22 protein-coding genes are annotated in these 23127 nt (G+C 74.6%); 14 read left to right on the top strand and 8 right to left on the bottom strand.

Features of this window, described 5'->3' with window-relative positions; genetic code table 11:
* Positions 1-7: 7 nt before the first annotated feature.
* Positions 8-1414 (bottom strand): NAD(P)H-quinone dehydrogenase, encoded by a 1407-nt coding sequence (locus tag AB7J25_RS08415; protein ID WP_428506814.1) that lies wholly within the window; start codon positions 1412-1414, stop codon positions 8-10.
* A 76-nt stretch (positions 1415-1490) separates the two neighbouring features.
* On the opposite strand from AB7J25_RS08415, the gene AB7J25_RS08410 reads away from it, so the two are divergent.
* Positions 1491-1940 (top strand): gamma-glutamylcyclotransferase, encoded by a 450-nt coding sequence (locus tag AB7J25_RS08410; RefSeq protein ID WP_428506812.1) that lies wholly within the window; start codon positions 1491-1493, stop codon positions 1938-1940.
* 122 nt (positions 1941-2062) lie between these two features.
* Here the strand turns inward: AB7J25_RS08410 and AB7J25_RS08405 are convergent, their stop codons facing one another.
* Both AB7J25_RS08405 and AB7J25_RS08400 read right to left on the bottom strand, forming a co-directional pair.
* Complete coding sequence (locus AB7J25_RS08405) at positions 2063-2962, bottom strand: hypothetical protein (protein WP_428506810.1); 900 nt, start codon at positions 2960-2962, stop codon at positions 2063-2065.
* A 161-nt stretch (positions 2963-3123) separates the two neighbouring features.
* Entirely contained in the window at positions 3124-4359 is a 1236-nt protein-coding gene (locus AB7J25_RS08400; RefSeq protein ID WP_428506808.1) for an amidohydrolase, read from the bottom strand.
* Positions 4360-4692: 333 nt separating this feature from the next.
* Between AB7J25_RS08400 and AB7J25_RS08395 the strand changes: the two genes are divergently transcribed.
* From AB7J25_RS08395 to AB7J25_RS08380, 4 genes are all read left to right on the top strand, one after another.
* Positions 4693-6333, top strand: coding sequence for a serine/threonine-protein kinase (locus AB7J25_RS08395; RefSeq protein WP_428506806.1), 1641 nt, complete (start codon positions 4693-4695; stop codon positions 6331-6333).
* Between the two features lie 5 nt (positions 6334-6338).
* Positions 6339-7127, top strand: coding sequence for a purine-nucleoside phosphorylase (locus AB7J25_RS08390; RefSeq protein ID WP_428506804.1), 789 nt, complete (start codon positions 6339-6341; stop codon positions 7125-7127).
* Positions 7124-8770 (top strand): phospho-sugar mutase, encoded by a 1647-nt coding sequence (locus tag AB7J25_RS08385; RefSeq protein WP_428506802.1) that lies wholly within the window; start codon positions 7124-7126, stop codon positions 8768-8770. The genes AB7J25_RS08390 and AB7J25_RS08385 overlap by 4 nt, the downstream gene beginning before the upstream one ends.
* A gap of 122 nt (positions 8771-8892) precedes the next feature.
* On the top strand, positions 8893-9342 hold the full coding sequence (locus tag AB7J25_RS08380) for a flavodoxin family protein (protein ID WP_428506800.1): 450 nt from the start codon (positions 8893-8895) through the stop codon (positions 9340-9342).
* 193 nt (positions 9343-9535) lie between these two features.
* Here the strand turns inward: AB7J25_RS08380 and upp are convergent, their stop codons facing one another.
* Positions 9536-10168, bottom strand: a complete 633-nt coding sequence (upp, locus tag AB7J25_RS08375; protein WP_428506798.1) for a uracil phosphoribosyltransferase — start codon at positions 10166-10168, stop codon at positions 9536-9538.
* A 25-nt stretch (positions 10169-10193) separates the two neighbouring features.
* Between upp and AB7J25_RS08370 the strand changes: the two genes are divergently transcribed.
* Positions 10194-10850, top strand: coding sequence for a DinB family protein (locus AB7J25_RS08370; protein ID WP_428506796.1), 657 nt, complete (start codon positions 10194-10196; stop codon positions 10848-10850).
* Positions 10851-10998: 148 nt separating this feature from the next.
* Positions 10999-11445: a nitroreductase family deazaflavin-dependent oxidoreductase gene (locus AB7J25_RS08365; protein ID WP_428506794.1), complete on the top strand. Its 447-nt coding sequence runs from the start codon at positions 10999-11001 to the stop codon at positions 11443-11445.
* 29 nt (positions 11446-11474) lie between these two features.
* On the opposite strand, the gene AB7J25_RS08360 is transcribed toward AB7J25_RS08365, so the two are convergent.
* Positions 11475-12383, bottom strand: coding sequence for a haloalkane dehalogenase (locus tag AB7J25_RS08360; RefSeq protein ID WP_428506792.1), 909 nt, complete (start codon positions 12381-12383; stop codon positions 11475-11477).
* A gap of 339 nt (positions 12384-12722) precedes the next feature.
* Here AB7J25_RS08360 and AB7J25_RS08355 point away from each other — a divergent pair, with 339 nt between their 5' ends.
* The 4 genes from AB7J25_RS08355 (at position 12723) to AB7J25_RS08340 (ending at position 16993) form a co-directional block, all read left to right on the top strand.
* Positions 12723-12959: a hypothetical protein gene (locus AB7J25_RS08355; RefSeq protein WP_428506790.1), complete on the top strand. Its 237-nt coding sequence runs from the start codon at positions 12723-12725 to the stop codon at positions 12957-12959.
* A 107-nt stretch (positions 12960-13066) separates the two neighbouring features.
* Positions 13067-14023, top strand: coding sequence for a deoxyribose-phosphate aldolase (gene deoC / locus AB7J25_RS08350; protein ID WP_428506788.1), 957 nt, complete (start codon positions 13067-13069; stop codon positions 14021-14023).
* On the top strand, positions 14020-15444 hold the full coding sequence (locus AB7J25_RS08345; RefSeq protein ID WP_428506786.1) for an aldehyde dehydrogenase family protein: 1425 nt from the start codon (positions 14020-14022) through the stop codon (positions 15442-15444). Before deoC ends, AB7J25_RS08345 begins: the two co-directional genes overlap by 4 nt.
* A 142-nt stretch (positions 15445-15586) precedes the next feature.
* Positions 15587-16993 carry a pyridoxal phosphate-dependent decarboxylase family protein gene (locus AB7J25_RS08340; RefSeq protein WP_428506888.1) on the top strand — a complete coding sequence of 469 codons (1407 nt, stop codon included), beginning with the start codon at positions 15587-15589 and terminating at the stop codon, positions 16991-16993.
* On the opposite strand, the gene AB7J25_RS08335 is transcribed toward AB7J25_RS08340, so the two are convergent.
* Positions 16990-17712, bottom strand: a complete 723-nt coding sequence (locus AB7J25_RS08335) for an alpha/beta fold hydrolase (protein ID WP_428506784.1) — start codon at positions 17710-17712, stop codon at positions 16990-16992. The two genes, AB7J25_RS08340 and AB7J25_RS08335, sit on opposite strands and share 4 nt — an antisense overlap.
* Positions 17713-17740: 28 nt before the next feature.
* On the opposite strand from AB7J25_RS08335, the gene AB7J25_RS08330 reads away from it, so the two are divergent.
* Positions 17741-18757: a TIGR03617 family F420-dependent LLM class oxidoreductase gene (locus AB7J25_RS08330; protein ID WP_428506782.1), complete on the top strand. Its 1017-nt coding sequence runs from the start codon at positions 17741-17743 to the stop codon at positions 18755-18757.
* Positions 18758-18835: 78 nt separating this feature from the next.
* On the opposite strand, the gene AB7J25_RS08325 is transcribed toward AB7J25_RS08330, so the two are convergent.
* Together AB7J25_RS08325 and AB7J25_RS08320 are read right to left on the bottom strand one after the other, a co-directional pair.
* Complete coding sequence (locus AB7J25_RS08325) at positions 18836-20116, bottom strand: PQQ-binding-like beta-propeller repeat protein (RefSeq protein ID WP_428506780.1); 1281 nt, start codon at positions 20114-20116, stop codon at positions 18836-18838.
* A 32-nt stretch (positions 20117-20148) separates the two neighbouring features.
* Positions 20149-20637 (bottom strand): cupin domain-containing protein, encoded by a 489-nt coding sequence (locus tag AB7J25_RS08320; RefSeq protein ID WP_428506778.1) that lies wholly within the window; start codon positions 20635-20637, stop codon positions 20149-20151.
* 30 nt (positions 20638-20667) lie between these two features.
* Here AB7J25_RS08320 and AB7J25_RS08315 point away from each other — a divergent pair, with 30 nt between their 5' ends.
* Both AB7J25_RS08315 and AB7J25_RS08310 read left to right on the top strand, forming a co-directional pair.
* Positions 20668-21498: an aldehyde dehydrogenase family protein gene (locus AB7J25_RS08315; RefSeq protein ID WP_428506776.1), complete on the top strand. Its 831-nt coding sequence runs from the start codon at positions 20668-20670 to the stop codon at positions 21496-21498.
* 237 nt (positions 21499-21735) lie between these two features.
* On the top strand, positions 21736-22923 hold the full coding sequence (locus AB7J25_RS08310; protein WP_428506774.1) for a primosomal protein: 1188 nt from the start codon (positions 21736-21738) through the stop codon (positions 22921-22923).
* The last annotated feature ends 204 nt before the right edge of the window (positions 22924-23127 follow it).

The raw sequence follows: 23127 nt of genomic DNA, 5'->3' as shown, positions 1-23127 counted from the left end.
GCCGTGTTCAGTCCAGGTCGCCGTGCTGCATGAGCTGCCGGCCGGACTCCGTGATCGAGCCGGACAGCGACGGGTACACCGAGAACGTGTAGGCGAGATCGTCCACGGTGAGGCCGTTCTGGACGGCCAGCGCGATCGGCAGGATCAGCTCGCTCGCCACGGGTGCCACGACGACACCGCCGATCACGACGCCCGTCGCGGGGCGGCAGAACAGCTTCACGAAGCCGCGCCGCAGGCCCTGCATCTTCGCCCGCGGGTTCGTGGCCAGCGGCAGCATGACCGTCCGCGCCGGCACCTCGCCCGCGCTGATCGCGCGCTGGCTGATCCCGACCGTCGCGATCTCGGGGCGGGTGAACACCGCCGCCGCCACGGTCTTCAGCTTGATCGGGGCGACGCCCTCGCCGAGGGCGTGCCACATGGCGATCCGGCCCTGCATCGCCGCCACCGAGGCGAGCATCAGCACGCCGGTGCAGTCGCCGGCCGCGTAGACGCCCGCCACGCCCGTGCGCGACACCCGGTCGACGGTGATGAAGCCGCCGCGGCCGGTCTGCACGCCCGCCTTCTCCAGGCCCAGCCCGGTGGTGTTCGGCACCGATCCCACCGTCATCAGCGCGTGCGAGCCGTGCACCGTGCGGCCGTCGGCCAGGGTGACGAGCACACCGTCGCCGTCGCGGGCGACGGACTCCGCGCGGGCGTTGCCCAGGATCGTCACCCCGCGCTGGGCGAACACGTCCTCCAGCACGGCGGCGGCGTCCGCGTCCTCGCCGGGCAGCACGCGGTCGCGGCTGGAGACGAGCGTCACCTTCGCGCCCAGCTCCACGTACGCCGAGACGAACTCGGCCCCCGTCACCCCGGAGCCGACCACGACGAGGTGCTCGGGCAGCTCGGTGAGGTCGTAGAGCTGGCGCCAGGTGAGGATGCGCTCGCCGTCCGGGCGGGCGGCATCGAGCACCCGCGGGCTCGCCCCGGTGGCGACGAGCACGACGTCGGCCGGCAGCTCCTCGTCCTCGCCCGCCGCGGTGCGCACGGCGATGTGGTGGGGACCGCGAGCATCCTGCGGTCCGTCGGCGAACGCCGCCGTACCCGTGACGATCCGCACCCCCTCGCGCTCCAGGCGCGCCTTCACGTCCGCGGACTGGGCGAGCGCCAGCGACTTCACGCGCTTGTTGACCGTCGCGAGGTCGACGGTTGCCGAGTCCCGGTCGGCGAGGATTCCCAGGTCAGGGGCGCGATGCAGCTCGACGCGGATGCTCGCGGAGGAGATGAACGTCTTCGAGGGGACGCAGTCGTCCAGCACGCAGGCGCCACCCATGCCGTCCCGCTCCACCACCGTGATCTCGCTGCGGTGCTGCGCGGCGACCAGCGCTGCCTCGTATCCCGCCGGGCCCCCGCCCATGATCACGATCCGCGCCACGACCACACGGTACGCGGCCGGGTGATCGTGGCGATCCGGCGGTGGGCGCCGATTCGCCGCGCACTACCCTGGCCACGTGCCGCTCTACGCCGCCTACGGGTCGAACATGGACCCTGCCCAGATGAAGGAGCGTGCCCCGTACTCGCCGATGGCCGGCACGGGGTGGCTTCAGGGCTGGCGGCTGACGTTCGGCGGCGAGGACTTCGCCTGGGAGGGCGCGCTCGCCACGGTCGTCGAGGACGAGGGATCGCAGGTCTTCGTCGTGCTCTACGACGTGCCGGACCACGACGCCGCCCAACTGGACCGCTGGGAGGGCGGGGAGCTGGGCCTGCACAAGAAGCTGCGGCTGCGCGTGCACACCCTGGACGGCGACGTGCTCGCCTGGATCTACGTGCTGGACGCCTACGAGGGCGGGGAGCCGTCCGCGCGCTACCTCGGGGTGCTCGCCGACGCGGCCGAGCTCGCCGGCGCCCCGGACGACTACGTGGCGGCGCTGCGCAGCCGCCCGAGCCGCAAGAGCCTCTAACCCACCCCCCACCCCCGCGAGTTCCGCATCCCACCGCCGCGAGTTCCGCATTTCATCAGGCCGGCTTGCGCCTCTCGCCGGGTCGAGCGGGTGCCGGCCACCAGGTCCGGCCTGACGCGGCGTCACCACGTGTAGCCGCGTCGCGCGAACGCCGCCCGTAGCTCTGCCTCGAACCGGTAGACGTCGACGAGATCGCCGATCCGGACGCGCACGACGATCCAGCCGCGCCGTTCGAGATCGCGCTGGCGGGCCAGGTCGGCCGCCTCCCGCCCACGATGGGACTCGTAGCCGTCGTACTCGACGGCGATCCGCAGCGCGGGCCACGCGAGGTCGATCCGCGCGACCGCCTCGTCGCGGCAGTCCCGCAGGGTCCAGTTGACCTCGGGCACGGGGAAGCCCAGCTCGATCAGCCGTAGGCGCACCCAGCTCTCCGGAGGCGACTCGGCGGCCGGGGACGCGACGCTGAGCAGGAACGCGGCGCGGGCGGTGCCGCGCGGATCGCGCCGGAGCCGGATGCGTTCGGCGATGCGTTTCGCCAGGGCTTCGTGATCCTCCTCGGCCTGCCGCAGCGCCTCGTCGGCGAGCGCGAGCGCATCGCGCGGGTGCGGCAGCGTGCAGAGGAGGTCGGCGATGATCCGGTCCGGTGGCAACGTCTGCAGCCCGTCCACCTCGACGATCTCGTTCTCCCAGCCGTCCGCCCGGTGGACGGCGAGCCCTCGCCCACCGCGCGCGCTGCACCGGTACGGCACGACGACGTGGACGCGGCCGTCCTCGATCGCCGTCAGGCCGAACAGCCGTGCGGCGGTGGCACCGACGAGCGCCACCCGCGGCCCGAGCGAGAGTTGGGCCGCCGCTGCGCGGGTGCGGGGGTCGAGCCAGCGCGTGGCGTCGACGACGACGCCCTTCCAGAGAGCGCGCAGGCTACCGATCGCCAGCGCGGTGTCCAGGCAGTGGCGGCCGCAATGCTCGACGATGTCGTTGCGGCGGTAGGCGCCATGCAGTCCGATCGTGGGAATGTCCATGATCCCGACGATCGGCGATCACGCCGCCTTGGCGGGGCCGTTCCGTCAAGTTGTGGACAACTTCCGACGAGGTGGACAACATCCGCCGACGAGTTGCGCATCTCGCCCTGATGAAATGCGCAACTCGCGGCGGTGAGATGCGGAACTCGCGGGGACCCCGGTCACGCCAGGGCGATCAGCGCCGCCTGGGTGAGCACCCGGACGCCGAAGGGCAGCGCCCGCTCGTCCAGGTCGAACGTCGGCTGGTGGATGTCGCGCAGCGGGCCCTCGCCCGACCACACGCCCAACCGCGCCATGGCCCCGGGCACGTGCTCGAGGTACCAGGCGAAGTCCTCGCCGCCGCTGGACTGCTCCGTGGATCGGGCCGCGTCCGGCCCCAGCACGAGCTCGGCCGCGTGCGCCAGCATCCGGGCGGACTCCTCCTCGTTCACGACCGGCGGAACGCCGCGGATGTGCTCGAGGGTGTAGTCCACACCGGTGGGGACGAGGATCGTCTCGACCAGCGAGCGGACCTTGCCCTCCAGCTCCGCCCAGGTCGCATGGTCGGCGGTGCGCAGGGTGCCGCGCAGGATGCCGTGCTGCGGGATGGCGTTCGCGGCCTCGCCCGCCTGCACGGCACCCCAGACGAGGACGGTGCCGGAGCGCGGGTCGACCTGGCGGCCGAGCAGCAACGGGAGCTGCGTGATGAGCAGGCCGAGCGCGAGGACCAGGTCCGCGGTGAGGTGCGGCCGCGAGGTGTGCCCGCCGGGGCCGCCGAGCCGCAGCCGCAGCAGGTCGCACGCGGACGTGATCGGCCCGACGCGGGTGCCGAGCCGGCCGACCTCGAGACGGGGGTCGCAGTGCAGGGCGAAGATCCGGTCCACGCCGTCCATGGCGCCGTCCGCGACGACGTCGAGCGCGCCGCCGGGCTGCACCTCCTCGGCGGGCTGGAAGATCAGTCGGACGCGCCCGGGGAGCGGCGGCGCGGAGGCCAGCGCCAGCCCGGCGCCGAGCAACATGGCGGAGTGGGCGTCGTGCCCGCAGGCGTGCATGACACCGTCGACGGTGGACGCGAAGGGGAGCCCGGTGTCCTCGGACAGCGGCAGGGCGTCCATGTCGGCGCGCAGGGCTACGCATCGGTCGCCGTAGCCGATGTCGCAGATCAGGCCCGTGCCGCCGCGGAGCGTGCGGGGTTCGAGGCCTGCGGCGAGGAGCGCCCGGGACAGGAATGCGGTGGTCCGCGTCTCCTGGCGGGCGAGTTCGGGGAAGGCGTGCAGTGAGCGGCGGTACCCGACCACGTCGGCGGAGTGCGTGGCCAGCCAGGCATCGAGCCAGGCCGGGCCGCTGCCCGCGCCGAGATCCGGGACGGGATCGCCCGTCGGGGGCACCACTTCCGGGTATGTGTCGAGAACGGTCACCGTCACCTCCCCTCGGTGCGGGGCCGCTGTGTGACGGCGGCCGCTGGATCGTCGTGCATCACCTCATGGTCCTCACCAAACCGATCCCGCAACAACTTGAATTCGGCGGTCCACGACAATTGGCGCCGAGGGGTCGCCGGAATGCTGCGGGCGGCCCGCCAGCCATCGGTCAACGGTCGTGTCCGAGTGCGCCGAGCGGACGTTTCGGCCGCTCGTCGCCGTCGAGCGGGGTGCGAGTGGACATACGGACGGGTACCCCGTGTCGATCCTCGGGACGCACGAGTGGGTGACCCGCCGGGAGCCGTGCGTACGGTGGTCGTGACAATGAGAGGCGTGTCGGCGGACGAGGAGCGGTCGCAGCGCCGCATCGGTGGCCGCTACCGGCTCACGGGTCGGCTCGGCTCCGGAGCGATGGGCACCGTGTGGTCGGCGTTCGACGAGGTGCTGTGCCGTCCGGTGGCGGTCAAGGAGCTGAAGGTCCCGCCGGGCCTGCCCGTACGGGAGGCCGAGGCGATGCGCGAGCGCATGCTGCGCGAGGCGCGCGCGCTGGGCGGGCTGTCGCACCCGAACGTCATCACGGTCTACGACGTCGTCACCGCGGAGGGCGAGCCGCTGGTGGTGCTGGAGATGCTGCCGTCGCGCAACCTCGCCACCGTCATCACCGAGAACGGCGCCCTCACCCCCGAGCAGGCGGCGGTGGTCGGCTACGCGACGGCGGCGGCGCTGCGTGCCGCACACCGCCGCGACATCACGCACCGGGACGTGAAGCCGGCGAACGTGCTCGTGGGTGACGACGGCCGCGTCAAGCTGACGGACTTCGGCATCGCGCGCAACGCCGCGGACGTCACGATGACGACGGCGGGCCTCGTGCTCGGCTCGCCCGCCTACATCGCGCCCGAGGTGGCGGCGGGCCAGCCGGTGAAGCCCGCCGCGGACCTCTGGGGTCTCGGCGCCACGCTCTTCGCCGCGATCGAGGGCCGCCCGCCCTACGACGTGCGCGGCGAGGCGGTCGCGACCATCACCGAGGTGGTGGACGGCGAGGTGCCTCGCCCGCGCGCAGGCCCGGTGGGCGAGGTCGTCGCGGCGCTGATGGTGAAGGACCCGTCGAAACGGATCTCCCTCGACGAGGTGCGCCGCAGGCTGCGTCCCCTGATCCCGGACCCCGACGATCCCGTCTACCCGAACTCGCCGGTCATGTCCGCGATCCCCACGATGACGGGCACGGACGGGACGGGCGGGCTCGCCGCGACGCCGATGCCGCGTTCGATCGCGCTGCCGTCCCCGGCGCCCGCCCCGGTGCTGGAGACGGGCGCGGCGCCCGCCGCCGGGCCGCTCGCCGCGGCCCCGGGGCCGCTGCCGTGGGAAGCGACCGGTGTGCAGCCGGCGCCGGTCCCGCCTCAGGTGACCGCGCCGGCATGGCGGCCCGCCCCCACCCGGCTGTCCAGCCGGGCGGGCGCGGGACTCGTGCTCGCGGGGACGGCGATCGTGCTCGCCGGAGCGCTCGGCGGCTGGTCGGTCACCCGCTCGCTCGCCGGCCAGACCGTGCTGTCGACGATGACGGTGACGGCCGCCGGAGTGGACGTCACCGCCCACACCGACCCGCTCGGCTTCCGCGTCGAGATCCCCGACGGCTGGGCCGAGCACCGCGACGGGCCCACGCTGGTGAGCTTCGTCAGCCCGGACGGCGCCGAGAAGCTGGTCGTCGAGCGGGCCGCGTCGGCCGAGGCCGTCACGGGCGGCCTGCCCGGGGTGCTCGGCCCCGGTGCGGTCGTGCCCCTGGTCACCGCCACGCCGGCGCCCCCGGGGTCCACGGAGTTCGTGCACCGGGCACCGCGCACGTCGTGGCTGCGGATCCTGCCCGCGGCGGACGGCGGCGTGTGGGTCGTGCGGCTGACCGCACCCGGCGGCTCCACCGAGGGGATCAGCCAGGCCCTGTTCGAGCGGCTCGCGGGCGGGTTCGGCCCCGTAGGCTGACGGCCGTGGGTGATGATCACGCCGCCGAGGCCGCGTCCGTCCTGGCCGAGCGCACCGGCGTCGCCGCGCACGACGTGGCCGTCGTCCTCGGGTCCGGGTGGCGGGAGGCCGCCGACGGGATCGGCCCTCCGGCGCACGAGATCCCGATGGCCGAGGTGCCGGGGTTCGTCCGACCCTCGGTCAGCGGGCACAGCGGCGTCATCCGCTCGGTGCCGGTCGGGGGCCGCAACGTGCTGGTGCTGCTCGGGCGCACCCACCTCTACGAGGGCCACGGGGTCGAGCCCGCGGTGCACAACGTGCGCACGGCGGCCGCGGCCGGGTGCCGCGCGGTGCTGCTCACCAACGCGGCAGGCGGGATGCGCCAGGGTATGACGGTCGGGGACGCGGTGATCGTCGCGGACCACCTGAACCTCACCGCCCGCTCCCCGCTGGTCGGGGCGCGGTTCGTCGACCTCACCGACCTCTACTCCCCGCGCCTGCGCGCGCTGGCCGCCTCGCTGGATCCGGCCCTCACGGAAGGGGTGTACGCCGGGCTGCCCGGCCCGCACTTCGAGACGCCCGCCGAGATCCGGATGCTGCAGGGGCTCGGCGCCGATCTCGTCGGGATGTCGACGGTGCTGGAGGCCGTCGCCGCGCGCGCCGAGGGCCTGGAGGTGTTCGCGCTGTCGCTGGTCACCAACCTCGCCGCGGGCCTGACGGACGGGCCCGTGGATCACGTCGACGTCCTCGCCGCCGCCGCCCGGTCCGCGGGGCGGCTCGGCGGGCTGCTGCGCTCGCTCGCGGCACGCGCATGACGCTTCGGCCCGCCGTGCGCGACGCCGCGATGCGCTGGATCGCGGACGACCCGGATCCCGCCACCCGCGGTGAGCTGCAGAGGGTGCTGGCCGCCGCGATGGCGGGCGACGTCGCGGCGGCGGACGACGTCGCGGCGCGGATGGCGACGCCGCTGCGCTTCGGCACGGCGGGGCTGCGCGGGCCGGTGCGGGCGGGGCCCGCGGGGATGAACGTGGCCGTGGTGCGGAGGACGACCGCGGGATTGGCGGCGTGGCTCGCCGGTCGGCTCGGTGGTGGCACGGTGCCCGGTTCCGGCGGCGGAGGTCCGCTGGTCGTCGTGGGGCGCGACGCGCGCCGCGGCTCGGAGGCGTTCGCCGCGGCCGCCGCCGCGGTGCTCGCCGGCGCGGGGTTCGACACCGCGATACTGCCCGAGCCCCTGCCCACACCTGTGCTGGCGTTCGCGGTGCAGCACCTCGGCGCGGTCGCGGGCGTGCAGGTCACGGCCTCGCACAACCCGCCTGCCGACAACGGCTACAAGGTCTACCTGGGTGCCGCCGTCGCCCCGGAGGCGCCGGGAGCCCAGCTCGTCGCCCCGGCGGACGTCCAGATCGAGGCGCTGATCGACGCCGCGCCCCCGGCGGTCGACGTCCCGACCTCGCCGGGCACCCGCACCGTCGACGTCACCGACGAGTACCTCGACCGCGTCGGCCGGTTGAGCCGGGGCGGGGCCTTGCGCATCGCGCTCACCCCGCTGCACGGGGTGGGTGGCGCGACCGCGGTCCACGCGCTGCGCCGCGCCGGGTTCACCGACGTCCACGTGGTCGCGTCGCAGGCGGCCCCGGACCCGGACTTCCCGACCGTCGCCTTCCCGAACCCGGAGGAACCCGGCGCCACGGACGCGCTGCTCGCCGTCGCCGCCGAGGTGGGCGCGGATCTCGCGATCGCGCTGGACCCGGATGCGGACCGGTGCGCGCTCGGCGTCCCGACCGCGGGTGGCTGGCGGATGCTCACCGGCGACGAGACGGGTGTCCTGCTGGGCGACCACATCCTGCGCTCGCGTACCGGTCTCGTCGCGACGACGGTCGTGTCGTCGTCGATGCTGCGGGCGGTCGCCGAGGCGCACGGCGCGCGCTACGCCGAGACGCTCACCGGCTTCAAGCACATCGTCCGTGCTGATGACGGAGCCGGGGACGGTCTCGTGTTCGGTTACGAGGAAGCGCTCGGCTACTGCGTCGATCCCGAGGCGGTGCGCGACAAGGACGGCATCGCGACCGCCGTGCTGGCCTGCGACCTCGCCTCGGGACTGCGCGCCGCGGGGGCCGCGCTGCCGGAGCGGCTGGACGAGCTCGCCCGCGACCACGGGGTGCACCTGACCGAGGGGTTCTCGGTGCGGCTGGACCCACCCGCGCGGGACGCGACGGTCGCCCGGCTGGCGGCGGCGCCGCCGGAGGGGTGGTCGGTGCAGCGCCCGGCCCCGGACGTCGTGGTGGTGCGGCGGCCGGGCGAGCGGCTGGTGGTGCGCCCGTCGGGTACGGAGCCGAAGCTGAAGGCCTACCTGGAGGTCGTCGAACCCCCGGGGGAGGACGTCGCCGCGGCGCGTGCCCGTGCGGCGGACCGGCTCGCCGCGCTGCGGGTCGCCGCGGACGCCCTGCTCGCCCCCTGACCCGCGAGTTGCGCAATCCAACAGGCCGTGTTGCGCACCTCGACGGGCGACCGGGCGCACACGGCCGGATGAGATGCGCAACTCGCGGGGGTGGGATGCGCAACTCGCGGGAGGATCCACGGGTGCCGCGGCTGCTCATCGTCCACCACACGCCCTCGCCCGCCACCGCCGAGCTGCTCGACGCCGTCGTCCGCGGCGCGCACGACCCGGAGATCACCGGCGTGGACGTGGTCCGCCGGGCCGCGCTCGCCGCGACGGCGCCGGACCTGCTCGGCGCGGATGCCCTGCTGCTCGGCACGCCCGCGAACATCGGCTACATGTCCGGTGCACTCAAGCACTTCCTCGACACCGTCTACTACGTCACCGCCGACGACAAGCGCGGCCTGCCCTACGGCCTCTACGTGCACGGCAACCTGGGGCTGGAGGGCGCGATCCGCTCCGTCGACGCGATCGCCGAGGGCCTCGGCTGGACGCGGGCGGCCGCGACCGTCGAGGTGATGGGCGCTCCGGACCGGGCCGCGCTCGACGCGTGCTACGAGCTCGGCGCCACGCTGGCCGCGACGATCAGCTGACCGGACCCGGCGACCGGGCGCGATCTCACGCCTCCCCGGCCCGCGAGTTGCGCAATCCATCAGCCCGCGTTGCGCATCTCGACCGGGCGACCGGGCGCACACGGCCTGATGAGATGCGCAACTCGCGGGAGGGGCTCGGGTCAGACCGGGCGCACACGGCCTGATGAGATGCGCAACTCGCGGGGGGCTCGGGTCAGACCGCGCCGAACTGCCGGTCCCCGGCGTCCCCGAGGCCGGGGACGATGAACGCGGAGTCGTTGAGCCGCTCGTCCACGGCGGCCGTCACGACCCGCACGGGCAGGCCCGACGCCGCCAGGAACGCGAGCCCCTCGGGCGCGGCGAGCACGCAGATCGCGGTGACGTCCTCCGCGCCCCGTGTGGTGAGCAGGCCGATCGTGTGGGCCATCGAGCCGCCGGTGGCGAGCATCGGGTCGAGGACGAACACGGGGCGCCCGGCGAGGGACTCGGGCAGCGACTCCATGTACGGCACGGGCTCGTGGGTGGATTCGTCACGAGCGACCCCGACGAACCCGATCTGCGCCTCGGGGATGAGGGCGTGCGCGGCGTCGACCATCCCCAGGCCGGCCCGCAGGACGGGTACCAGCAACGGCGGTGCGCCGAGCCGGTAGCCCGTGGTGCGGGCGACCGGCGTGTGCAGCGGGAACGTCGCCACCGGGGAGTCCCGGGTGGCCTCGTAGATGAGCATGAGGGTGAGGTCGCGCAGGGCGGCGCGGAACGTGGCGTTGTCGGTGCGGGCGTCGCGCAGCGTGGTGAGCCGGGCTTTGGCCAGCGGGTGGTCGACGACGGTCGTGGGGCGCGCGTCCATGGCCGGACACGCTAGCGTCCGCGACGTGTTCGACACGCTCTACGACGACTCCCGCCACCGCATCTGCGAGCTGGCGGTGAGCCTGACCGACGAGGAGCTCGACACGCGGGTCCCCGGCACGCCGGCCTGGACCGCCCGCCAGGTCGTCGCGCACCTGACGGGGTGCGCGTCGGACGCCCTGCGCGGCCGGCTGGACGGCGCGCCCGGCGAAGCGTGGACGGCGAGGCAGGTGGCCGACCGCGAAGGGCGCCCGCTGGAGGCCGTGGTCGCCGAGTGGGACGACCTGGGTCCACGGGCGAGGGAGGCGCTCGCGGCGCGCGAGCTCTCGATGCGGATCGTGATCGACGTCGTGTGCCACGAGGCCGACCTGCGGGAGGCGTTCGGCCGCGGCCCGCTGCCGGGGGACGCCGTCGACGCCTTGCTGCCGAGGATGGGGCGGGCCGTGGTCGCCGCGGCGGCGGGGGACGGCGCGCTGGTCGTCAGGGCCGGAGCGCTCGAGCTGCGGGGCGGGGAGGGCGAGCCGACCACCCTCGACGTCGACCCGTACGAACTGTTCCGGGGCCTGGTCAGCCGCCGCAGCCGGGCCCAGATGCGGGCCTGGGCGTGGTCCGGCGACGCCGAGCGCTACGTCGACCGGCTGCCGGTGTTCGGCCCGCGCGACGACGACCAGCCGGTCCCCTGACGGCTCGACCCGGATCCAGGCCGAGGCGCCGTGCCGGCGACATTCGCGACGGGCATCGTGAAGTGATCGGGAACGTGGTCGACGAAGGGGCCCGTGGATGTACGGCTATGCCGACGCAGGGCCGGTGCGTCGTGCCGTGCGTCTGGCGGTGACCAGCCGGCCGGTGGCGTGGCTCTCGGTGCGGTTGCTGCCCGGTCTCGACAGGGCGATCTACCGGCTCACCGGTGGGCGGTTCACCTTCTCGGCCTGGGTGACGGGGCTTCCGGTGGTACTGCTGTGCACGACCGGCGCCCGGTCCGGCCGGACCCGGACTGCTCGGGTGCTGGGTATTCCCGACGGTGATGGACTCGTGGTGATCGCGGCCAACTTCGGGCAGACGTCACATCCCGCGTGGTACCACAACGTGCGAGCCCATCCGGAGGTCACCGTCGTGGCCGGCGGAGCCCGGCGCAACTTTCACGCCCACGAGCTGGCCGGCGCGGAACGGGCGCAGCAGTTCGAGCGCGCGGTCGCGATGAATCCCGGGTGGACACGGTTCCAGGATCGGGCCGGTTCCCGCGACATCCCGGTCATCCGGCTGGAACCGAGGGCCTGAGCACGACGCCGCCGCCACACGGTCTGATCTCAGGTCGACCGCACGAACGCCACCACCTCCGCCGCGAGCGCCGGCCCCGCGTCCTCCTGCAGGAAGTGGCCCGCCCCGGTGATCGTCGGGTGCACACGCCCCGCCGCGCCCGGTACCGCCCGCTGCAGGACGGGGTTCATGGCCGCGGTGATGGGGTCGCCGTCACTGAACGCGCACAGGAACGGGATCTCGCTGCGGGACAGTGCCGTCCACGCCGCACGGTTCGCCTCGGTCGCCGGGTCGTCGGGCCGGGTGGGGACGAGCAACGGCATCGCGCGCGGGCCCGCCTTGAACTCCTCGGCGGGGAAAGGGGCGTCGTACGCCGCGCGCACCTCGGGGGTGAACCGGGTGCGGCACCCGGACTGGACGAGCCGCGCGACGTCGAGAACCTCGGCCCTCTCGACGGCGCGCCGGAACCGCCACCACACCTCCGGCATGTCGACGTCCCCGGTGGGCAGGCCGGTGTTGGCCGCCACCACGCGTGCGAACCGGTCCGGGTGCTCGGCGACCAGGCGCAGGCCGAGCAGCCCGCCCCAGTCCTGGCCGACGAGCGTGAGCCCGCGCAGGTCCAGGACGTCGAACGCGAGCGCGCGGACCCACTCGACGTGGCGGGCGTAGCTGTGGTCGGCGATCTCGCCGGGCTTGTCGGAGCGGCCGAACCCGACGAGGTCCGGCGCGATCGGACGCAGCCCGGCCGCGGCGAGCCCGGGGATCATCGTCCGGTACAGGAACGACCAGCTGGGCTCGCCGTGCAGGAGCAGGACGGGCGGGCCGTCGGCGGGGCCGTCCTCGATCCAGGCCATGCGCAGGGTGCCGCCGTCGGGATCCGCGACGTCGGCGAAGCGGGGTGGGTACGGGAACTCCGGGAGGTCGGCGAACCGCTCCTCGGGAGTGCGCAGTGCACGCATGCGGCGATCGTGGCACCCCGCAGCGCCCGGACGACGTGCGTCGCGGTCACGTCGAGTGATCTCGGCTCGGTCCGTCGCCGCGCGCCGGTCGTCGGTCGGGGTCGCGGGGCGCCACGTCCGGAGCGCTGTCCGGGCGCCCAGGCGCAAGATGATCACTGACGGTATCCCGGGGCGGGCGTCGTCCCTCCTTCTCATCACCGCGCGTGTGCGGCCAGGACGAATTGGTACGATCAGTGAGGGCCTGTCAAGTTCACCCTGACCCGAACGGGTGGTAGTGCCGAACGCGTGTCACGCCGGGCGCCTCCGCGACGCTGTACTAAGCAACAAGGAGGTGATCCGGTGCCGGAGAACACGACTTCCGACGAGGCGACCCTGGTCGCAGCGGCGGAGAAGCTCACGCAGTGCGACGGGTACGTGGTGCTCGCGGTCGACCCGCAGACCGGTGAGGTGGACGCGCACGGGCCGTTCGACGGCCTGACGGCCACCATCAAGGCCGACCAGCTGCGCCGTGACTTCGACCGCGGTGGCCTCGACGACGTCACGGTCGGCGTCGTCCGCCTGCACAGCTCGACCTGAGCGAGCCCCCGACAGTCCACCGCACCGCCCGCCGTTCCTCCTCCAGCGGCGGGCGGTGCGCTGTCCGGAGGCCCTCGCGGACGCCGTCCGGCGCCTAGACTCGGGCCGTGACCGCCACCGTCGCGCCAGCCGATCTCGCGGACGCCGGCCGGGACGACCGGTCGTTGCGCCGTTTCCTGGACGGCCTTCCGGGGGTGGACGCCGTCGGCCTGGAGCGCCGGTCCGCCACGCTCGCGACGCGCAGCATCAAGGCCGCGTCGAAACTGCAGGCCATCGACCTGGCGATCGCGATGGTGGACCTCACGACGTTGGAGGGCGCGGACACCCCCGGCAAGGTGCGCTCCCTGTGCGCGCAGGCGTTGCGGCCCGACCCCGCCCACCCGGACGTCGGTCCGGTCGCCGCCGTCTGCATCTACCCGGATCTCGCGGGCGTGGCCGCCGAACGGCTGCGTGGCACGCCGGTGCAGGTCGCCGCGGTGGCGACGGCGTTCCCGTCGGGCCGCTCGTCGCTGCAGGTCAAGCTCGCCGACACGCGGCTCGCGGTGGACGCGGGCGCGACCGAGATCGACATGGTGATCGATCGGGGCGCCTACCTCACCGGCCGCTACGGCCAGGTGCTCGACGAGATCGTCGCCGTGAAGCAGGCCTGCGGGAGCGCCCATCTGAAGGTCATCCTGGAGACCGGCGAGCTGGGCTCGTACGACGAGGTGCGTCGCGCCTCGTGGCTCGCGCTGCTCGCGGGCGCGGACGTCATCAAGACCTCCACCGGGAAGATCTCGCCCGCCGCGACGCTGCCGGTGGTGCAGGTGATGCTGCAGGCCGTGCGGGACTGGCACCGGGTCACGGGGGAACGCCGGGGGGTGAAGGCGGCAGGCGGGATCCGCGTGGCGAAGGACGCGATCCGCCATCTCGTGGCGGTCAACGAGGTGGCGGGGCCCGAGTGGCTCACCCCGGAGCTCTTCCGGTTCGGGGCGTCGTCACTGCTCGGCGACCTGCTGCGCCAGCGGCGCACCCAGCGTGAGGGCCACTACGAGAGCGCGGCCCGGATCGGTGGTGCGGCATGAGCGAGTGGACCTACGCGCCCGCGCCGGAGTCGTCGGCGCTCGCGAACCTGCGGCCGAGCTACCGCCCGTTCGTGGACGGGGAGTTCGTCGACGGCGGCGGGGAGCCGCTCAAGACGGTGAACCCGGCCACGGAGGAGGTGCTCGCCGAGGTCGGGACGGCGGATCGGGGCGACGTCGAACGCGCCGTCGCCGCGGCGCGGCGCGCGTACGACGAGGTCTGGGGCCCGATGCCGGGCGCGCAGCGGGCGAAGTACCTGTTCCGGATCGCGCGCGTCGTCGCCGAGCGGGCGCGCGAGCTGTCCGTGCTGGAGGCCCTCGACAACGGCAAGCCGATCCGCGAGTCCCGCGACGTCGACGTCCCGCTGGCCTCCCAGCACCTGTTCCACCACGCCGGGTGGGCGGACAAGCTGGAGTACTCGGGCGCAGGCAGCCGGTCGCTGGGCGTGGTCGGCGCGGTGATCCCGTGGAACTTCCCGCTGCTCATGGCGGCGTGGAAGGTCGCGCCCGCGCTCGCGTGCGGCAACACGATCGTGCTCAAGCCGGCGGAGACCACGCCGTTGACGGCGCTGGTCCTCGCCGAGATCGCCGCCGACGCGGGCCTGCCGCCCGGGGTGCTCAACGTGCTGCCCGGGGCGGGCGACGTCGGCGCGGCCGTGGTGGGTTCGCCCGTGGACAAGGTGGCGTTCACCGGGTCCACCGAGGTGGGGCGCCAGATCCAGCGTTCGCTCGCCGGGACGCGGCGGCGGCTCACGCTGGAGCTGGGCGGGAAGGCAGCGAACATCGTCTACGCCGACGCGGCGCTGGACCAGGCCGTCGAGGGCATCGTGGACGGCATCTTCTTCAACCAGGGGCACGTGTGCTGCGCGGGCTCGCGGCTGCTCGTGCAGGAGGCCGTCGTCGAGGAGCTGGTCGAGCGGCTGCAGGAGCGGGTGCGCACCCTGCGGGTGGGCGACCCGCTGGACAAGAACACCGACGTCGGCGCGATCAACTCGCGGGCCCAGCTGGACCGGATCGTCGATCTCGCCGCGGCCGGGGACGCCGAGGGGGCGGTGCGCTGGACGAGCCCGTGCCCGCTGCCGGAACGCGGCCTGTTCTTCCCGCCGACGGTGTTCTCCGGTGTCGAGCCGACGATGCGGGTCGCGCGGGAGGAGATCTTCGGCCCGGTGCTGTCGGTGCTCACGTTCCGGACGCCGGACGAGGCGGTGGCGAAGGCGAACGACACCGCGTACGGGCTCTCCGCGGGGGTGTGGACGGAGAAGGGGGCGAAGGCGCTGTGGACGGCGCAGCGGCTGCGGGCCGGCGTGGTGTGGGCGAACACGTTCAACCGGTTCGACCCGGCGTCGCCGTTCGGCGGGTTCGGGGAGTCCGGGTTCGGCCGCGAGGGTGGGCGCGCGGGTCTCGCGGCCTACCTCGCCGGTTGAGGGGCACGTCCGCCGGGGCGGCACGGCCTGCTCCGGCGCCCGCCCCTCCCGCGCGAACGGCCCGATCGGGAGCTAGGTCTTCCTATACGGGCCGTTCGCTCGGGAGTGGGAGTGGGAGCGGGCGCAGGGGCGGCACGCGGTGATGATCCCGACGCGACCGCTCGAGCCCGACGACGAGCAGTGGCGGAAGCTGGCCGCGATCACCGTCGACCACCTGGCCGCGGTGCTGCGCGACCTGCCCGCCGCACCGGCGGCCGTCCTGGACGCCACCGCGGAGGTACTGGCCGACCCGATGCTGCGCCGCATGCCGCCCGAGCACGGTCGGCCGCTGCCGGAACTCCTCGACACGCTCGTCCGCGCCGCGCAGCCCGGCCTGAACCCGTCGAGCCCCGGGTACCTCGCGTTCATCCCGGGCAGCGGGCTCGTCAGCGCCGGGCTGGCAGGGCTGGTGGCGGACGTCCTCAACCGCTACACCGGGCTGGCGGCCCCCGCGCCCGGGTTCGTCGCTCTGGAGTCGGACCTCCTGCGCTGGCTCGCGGACCTCTTCGGCCTGCCCCCGACGGCCGGTGGCCTGTTCACCTCCGGCGGCTCGCTGGCGGCGTTCTCGGCCCTGGTGGCCGCGCGCGAGGACCGCCTGCCCGAAGACTTCCGCCGCGGCACCCTCTACGTCACCGACCAGGCCCACGCGTCGGTGGCGAAGGCGGCGCGGCTGGCCGGGTTCCCGCGCGACGCGGTCCGCGTCGTCGCCCGCGATCCACGCCACCGGATGGATCCCGACGCGCTCGCCCGGCTCGTCCGCGCGGACCGCGACGGCGGGCGCGTCCCGTTCTGCGTCGTCGCCACCGCGGGCACCACCAACCTCGGGACGATCGACCCACTCCCGGAGATCGCCGCCGTGTGCCGACGCGAGGAACTCTGGCTGCACGTCGACGGCGCGTACGGGGCCGCCTTCCAGCTCACCGCGCGCGGCCGCGAGCGCCTGCGCGGCATCGAGCACGCCGACTCGATCGTCCTCGACCCGCACAAGGGGTTCTTCCTGCCGTTCGGCACCGGTTGCCTGCTGGTGCGCGACACCGCGCCGCTGCAGGCCGCGCACGCCGGCGACGAGGCCCATTACCTGCAGGACCTCGCCGGGCAGGAGCTTCCGGACTTCGCCGATCTCGGCCCCGAGCTCACCCGCGGGTTCCGCGGGATCCGGCTGTGGCTGCCGCTGCACCTGCACGGTGTCGCCGCGTTCCGGGCCACCCTCGACGAGAAGCTCGACCTCGCCGCGTGGGCGCACGACGAGCTCGCCGCCGAGCCCGCGCTGACCGTCCTCGGGCGCCCGGAGCTCACGATCGTCGGCTTCCGCTGCGCCCGTTCCGACGACCGGGACGCCGCGACGGCCGAGCTGCTCGCCCGCGTCGACGCCGAACGGCGGGTGTTCCTGTCCAGCACCCGCGTCGACGGCCGCTTCGTCGGCCGGATCGCGATCCTGAACCACCGCACGGACCGCGAACGCGTCGCCGAAGCCGTCGAGGCGATCCGGCGGCACGCCCGGGCGCTCTAAGGGGTGTGCGTGGCCAGGAACTCCTCGACCGCCGCCCGGGCCGCCGGCTGGTCCTCGGGCTGCTTCCACCGCTCGACGAGCGTCGCCCGCGGCGCGGCGGCGGCGAGCGTGCGGGACGCGACCTGCGGGTGGTGGAGGTCGTCGCCCATCAGCACGAGCATCGGGGTCGCCATCGCCGCGATCTCGGCCGTCGGGACGCTCCAGAGCACGTCGTCGCCGCCGTAGAGGTTGCGCCGAAACGCCGCCCAGTCCGCGTCCGACGTCCCGGGGTGCAGCGGGGTCTGCTCGGCCCGCCAGCCGTCGAAGATCTCGAAGAAGGCCTCGCGGTTGCCGTCCAGGCCGATGGGCTGCAGGAACACCGCCGAGGCGAACCGCTCCGGCGCCGTGCGCAGCAGCGACAGGATGTACGCGCCGCCGATGCACATGCCGAACACGTGGCAACGGTCGATCCCGAGGTGGTCCAGCAGGGCGAGCTGGTCGCCGGTGTAGGTGGACCACCCGTCCGCTCCGGATACCGGACCGCGCGAGTCGCCCGCGTTGCGCTGGTCCATCGCGACCACCCGGTACGCGGGCGCCAGCTGCTCCACCGGGCGCCACGGCGCGTTCTTCCACGCCGGGATCGCCGAGCGCAGCCCGCCCGGCGCGATGAGCAGGACGGGGTAGCCCACGCCGTGCTCCTCGTAGTGGATCTCCACATCCCCGTGGTGCAGCATCGCCATGCCTCACCCTGACACACGGGAGCCGTTCATGAAGATCGACCTCATGCTCGACGAGCTGTTCGGCGAGGAGCAGTGGGCGGCCGCCGAGCGGGCCGAGCGGGACGGCTACGACGGCGTGTGGGCCAGCGAGACCAGGCACGACCCGTTCCCTGCGCTCGCCGTCGCCGCCACCCGCACGTCGCGCGTCCAGCTCGGGACGGCGATCGCGCTCGCGTTCGCCCGCAACCCGATGTCGCTCGCGGTGCTCGCCGACGACCTCCAGCGCTACAGCCGCGGCCGCTTCGTCCTCGGGGTGGGCTCCCAGATCCGCACGCACGTCGTCGGCCGCTACTCGATGCCGTGGAGCGCGCCCGCCGAGCGGATGCGCGAGTTCCTGCTGGCCGTGCGCGCGATCTGGGCCTCGTGGGCCACCGGCGAGCGGCTGCGGTTCCGCGGTGAGCACTACCGCCACACCGTGATGACGCCGATGTTCGATCCCGGCCCGAACCCCTATGGCAACCCGCCGATCCTGCTCGCCGGGGTGGGGCCGCGGATGACGGCGGTGGCGGGCGAGGTCGCGGACGGGTTCTTCGTGCACGGCTTCACCACGCAGCGCTACCTGCGCGACGTGACGCTGCCGCTCCTCGCGCAGGCGCGCGGCGGGTCGCTGCGCGGGTTCGAGATCAGCGGAATGCCGTTCGTGGTCACGGGTCCGGACGCCGTTGCCATCGACGCCGCAGCGACGGCCGTCAGGGAGCGGATCGCGTTCTACGGCTCGACGCCCGCCTACCGTCGCGTGCTGGAGCTGCACGGCTGGGGTGGGCTCGCCGACGAGCTGCATGCCCTCTCCCGACGGGGTCGCTGGGCGCAGATGGGGACGCTGATCTCCGACGAGGTGCTCGACGCGTTCGCCGTCGTCGCGCCGCCGTCGCGGGTGGCGGGGGAGCTGCGGGCCCGGTTCGGCGGGCTCTGCACCCGGATCGCGCCGTACGCGCCCTATCCGGTGCCGGACGGGTACTGGGCGCCGATCGTGGCGGAGTTGCGGGACAGCCGGCCGACCACGTGATCTGCGGACGTCGAGGGCACGCTCGGATCCCCGCGAGTTGCGCATCTCATCGCGGCGAGTTGCGGGTTTCGTCGGCGCTCAGGGTCCGGTGGTGGTCGAAATGGCGCAGATCCACGAGCCCGAGGCCGCGACCACCAGCCCCGTCCCGGTCGCGACCGGGCCCGCCCGGGCGCCCGAGGGGGAGGGGTCGGGCAGGTCCAGGCGCCAGCGCAGGTCGCCGGACCGGGCGTCGAGGGCGAGGACGGCGACGCGGCGGCCGTCCGTGGCCGGCGGGACGGTGACGTCCGCCGTGAGGACGACGGTGCCGTCCGCGGGGGCGGCGGGCCTGAGGTCGCGGGCGGGGCCGGTCACGGCAGCCGCGCCGGAGCCGGTGTCCGGGCCGCCGGTGCTGCCGCCATCGCCACCGCCAGGCCCCGGGTCGCCGCCCGCTCCGTCTCCATCGGAGCCACTGTCATCGGCACCGCCCGTCGACCCGCTCCCCTGCCTGACACCCGCCGGCCCACCACCCGCCGACCCGCCCGCTCCGGCCTCGTCGGCCGACCACGTCCACGCCTCCTCTCCGGTGGTCGCGTGCCACGCGGCGATCCGGTCGCCGCCTGCGGCGCAGACGAGCGTCCCCGGCATCGAGAGCAGGCCCGCCACGGGGCCCGCGGCCCGCCAGGAGACCACTCCGGTGCGGGCGTCGAGGCAGGTCAGCGCCCCATCGTCGACGAGGATCACCGATGCCCCGCCCGCGACCGGCGGCGGCCCCGCCGTCACCCGCCGCTCCCAGAGCGGCGCGCCGGTGCGAGCCGCGACCGTGACGATGCGGTCGGTGCCCCTGAGATGGACCGCGTCGCCGGACAGCGCCGCCGTGGGCGCTGACCCGCTCCACGGCAGCGTCCACCGGGCCTCGCCGGTCTCCGGGTCGTGTGCGGTGAGGATCCCGGCCTCGGGCGACTCCGACCACCGCGACCGGACGACGATCGCGGCCTCGCCCGCGGCGAGGAGCGTGCCGGACACCTGCCAGGCCCGCCGTCCGGTGGCGATCCGCAGGCCGTAGGTATCGGTGGTGTCGGACGCCGCGAGCAGGGTGCCGACCACCGTGGGCCGGGCGGCGCGCAGGAGCAGCGACTCCGCCCACTCGTGCGAGCCGGTCGCTGCGTCGAGGGCGTGCACCGCCCCGCGTGACGTGCCCGCGAGAACGAGCCCGGAAGCCGATGCGAGACCGAGCACGTCCCCGACGGCCTGGAACCGCCACACCACTCGCGCCCGGACGGGCGGCTCGCGGGATCCGACGGCACAGCCGCCGAGCCCGAGCACCACGAGCCCTGCGAGCACCGCCCGCCGGGACAGGCGCGGGGACGTCGGTGACGTCATGGCTCCAGCGTGCCGCCCCGCCGGACGGCGGGCTATCCGACGAAGATGTTGTCGTGGCGGGCGAGGAACTCCGCCCGCGCCTCGGGCGTGGGGCCGCCGGCGGCGAGCGTCTCGAAGTAGCCCTCCCGCGGCGCACCGGGCGCGAACAGCAGCAGCATCGCCGCAGGCGCTTCGGCGTCGTTGCGGAACGCGTGCAGCCCGCCGGGCGGGACGTAGAGGTAGTCGCCAGGTCCGGCGTCGCGCCACTGCCCTCCGTCGTAGACCCGCACCGTGCCGGAGAGCACGAAGAACGACTCGGAGATCGTGCGGTGGAAGTGGGTCGCGGGCCCGCCGGAGCGGGGGCCCATGTCGTAGCGGTACAGGCCGAACTCACCACCGGTCGACGCGGTCGTGGCGAGGTAGTGGAGCGCGGTGCCGTTCGGGGCTGGGCCGATGTCGGCGGGGGAGTCCGCGGGGCGGAACGTCGCGCTGATCTCACCGGTGATGCCGTGGTAGCGCGGCGGGGGGTAGACGAAGGACATCCGGGCATCTTCGCGCGTACCGTCTCGGCCGTGGACCGGCTCGGGGTGGCCAAGACCTACAAGCTGTACGTCGGCGGCGCGTTCCCGCGCTCGGAGTCGGGTCGCACCTACCCCGCACGCTCTGCGGACGGCGCGCTGCTCGCGCACGCGGCGCTGGCCTCACGCAAGGACCTCCGGGACGCGGTGACGGCGGCCCGGGCGGCACTGCCGGGCTGGTCGGGGGCCACGGCGTACAACCGGGGGCAGGTGCTGTACCGGGTCGCGGAGGTCATGGAGGGCCGCCGCGCGCAGTTCGTCGCCCGGGTGGGCGCAGTGGAGCCGGATGCCGAGGCGGTCGTGGACGCCGCGATCGACCGCTGGGTCTGGTACGCGGGCTGGACGGACAAGATCGCGACGGTGCTGGGATCGGTGAACGCGGTCGCCGGGCCGTACGTCAACTTCTCCACCCCGGTGCCGACGGGGGTGGTCGGCGCGGTCGCGCCACAGGAGTCGGCGCTGCTCGGGCTGGTGGACGTCCTCGCCCCGGTGCTCGCCACCGGCTGCACCGCCGTCGTGCTCGCCGCGCAGGAGCGCCCGCTGCCGGCCGTCGAGCTGGGCGAGGTGCTCGCCACGTCGGACGTCCCGGCCGGGGCGGCGAACCTGCTCACCGGACGGACGGCGGAGCTGGCGCCGTGGCTCGCCTCGCACGCCGAGGTGGCCGGGCTGGATCTCGCGGGTGCCCCGCCGGAGCTGGCGGTCGAGCTGGAGCGGGCGGCCGCCGAGACCGTCACCCGGGTGCTGCCGCCCGGGGACCATCCCGGCCTCGCGCGGCTGCGGGCGTGGAGCGAGATCCGCACGGTCTGGCACCCGGCGGGCCGCTGACGGATCCGATCACCGCGGCGGGTCAGCGGCAGAGCGAGACCACCGCGACGCGCAGCGCGTCCGCGTGCAGCTGGTCGAGCGCGCTCGCGGGCCACCTCCTGCCGGACCTCGGGAGCGCAGCCGGTGAGGGCGGTGAGGGCGAGGACGCACACGATGATCGTCCGCATGTCCCGTGCCTACCCGATCATGCGGCCCGGGGCGACCGGTTACCCGCGGCACGGCCTAGGGTGCAGAGCCGTGGCCAGCGACATCGTCCCGATCCAGCTCTCGCTCACCGAGGGCGACCTCGTCACGCTGTGGGCCCCGGTCTGGCGCGAGGACGGGGAGGAGTGGGAGGCCTTCCTCGGCGACGACGACGCCCTCTTCGCCTTCCCCGAGCCGGCGCAGCTCGCGGCGTTCGTCCGCACGGCGAAGTCGCACGACCTGATCGACCATCCGGCATGGGCGGTCGTCCCCGACCTCACCGTCGCGGAGCTGACGCCCGAGGACACCCAGCGCTACGACGTCGTGGGCGTCCCGGAGCTGCTGGCGCAGGAGGCCGACACCTGGACGATCGCCGACCTCGCCCAGATCGTGGCGATGGTCCGCTCGATCGCCGACGTGTGCGACCTGGCGGCCGTGCACGAGGTCCTCGACTCCACCCCGGCGTTCTCGATGCTCGATCAGGGCACGCTCCCGTTCACCGGCCGCGAGGGCACACGGCTGTGGAGCAGGCTCGTGGACACCGTCGCACAGCGGTGGGACGACGTCGTGGACGCGCTGGACGCGCTGGTCAGGGTCCCGGAGGTCGACGCGGACGCGCTCGCCGCCGTCGAGGCGGAGGTGGCGCGGAGCGACGCCGAGCCGGCGGAGGCGGACGCGGATGCGCCGGCCGGGTTCTGGGACGAGGTGGGCATCGACCCGATCCGGATCGTCGTCGCCGGTGCGGACCACCTGACGCTGCGCTGCTTCCTCGACGACGCCCCGCTCTTCCTCGGCGCGGACGGCCGCATCGACGCCTTCCCGAACGCGCGCTCGCTCGTGCGCCACCTCGCGGGGGAGGGCGCCGACGACCACGATCTCGCCGCCGTCTCGACCTGGCCCGAGGTCGTCGAGAGGGCGACCTCCGGCGATCTGGACGTGCATGTCGCCGACGCGAACGTCTACGACCTCACCGAGCTCGACTCCGACCTCGCCGAGGGCCCCACGGTCGTCGACCCCGGTCAGCTGGAGCTCGCCGCCGAGCTGCTCCTGGACGTCGGCGACTGGGCGGGCGACACCGCCGCGCGCGACGCACTCGCGGACAACCAGCCGCTCGGTTGGCTCGTGTCCTACGTCGTGCGCCCGGACCCGACCCGGCTCGCGCCGAGCCCGCCGTTCGACACCGAGGCGGAGCGGTGGCGCGTGCTCGTCAACGACCTGGTCGAGCGGCTCCGCACGCACTGACGCCGCCCCGGGCGCCCGGAGTGACGAATCTCCCTCCCCGCACGGAGGCCCGCGGCGAGGCGCGCCGGGCGGGACGGCCGCGGCGGCCCGCCGAGCGTCCAGGCGCCGTCGTTCGCGGCGGCCGGAACGCGTCCACGGGGGTCCGGGGACCTGCCATCGCGACCCCGGCCAGGTCAAACTCCCACCGCCCGCCCCGGGAGCTCC

Origin of the sequence: Pseudonocardia sp. (assembly GCF_050246655.1) — a bacterium.
Lineage (GTDB): Bacteria > Actinomycetota > Actinomycetes > Mycobacteriales > Pseudonocardiaceae > Pseudonocardia.
Note: the sequence above shows the minus strand (reverse complement) of the source record. Positions and strands in the feature narration are given on the sequence as shown.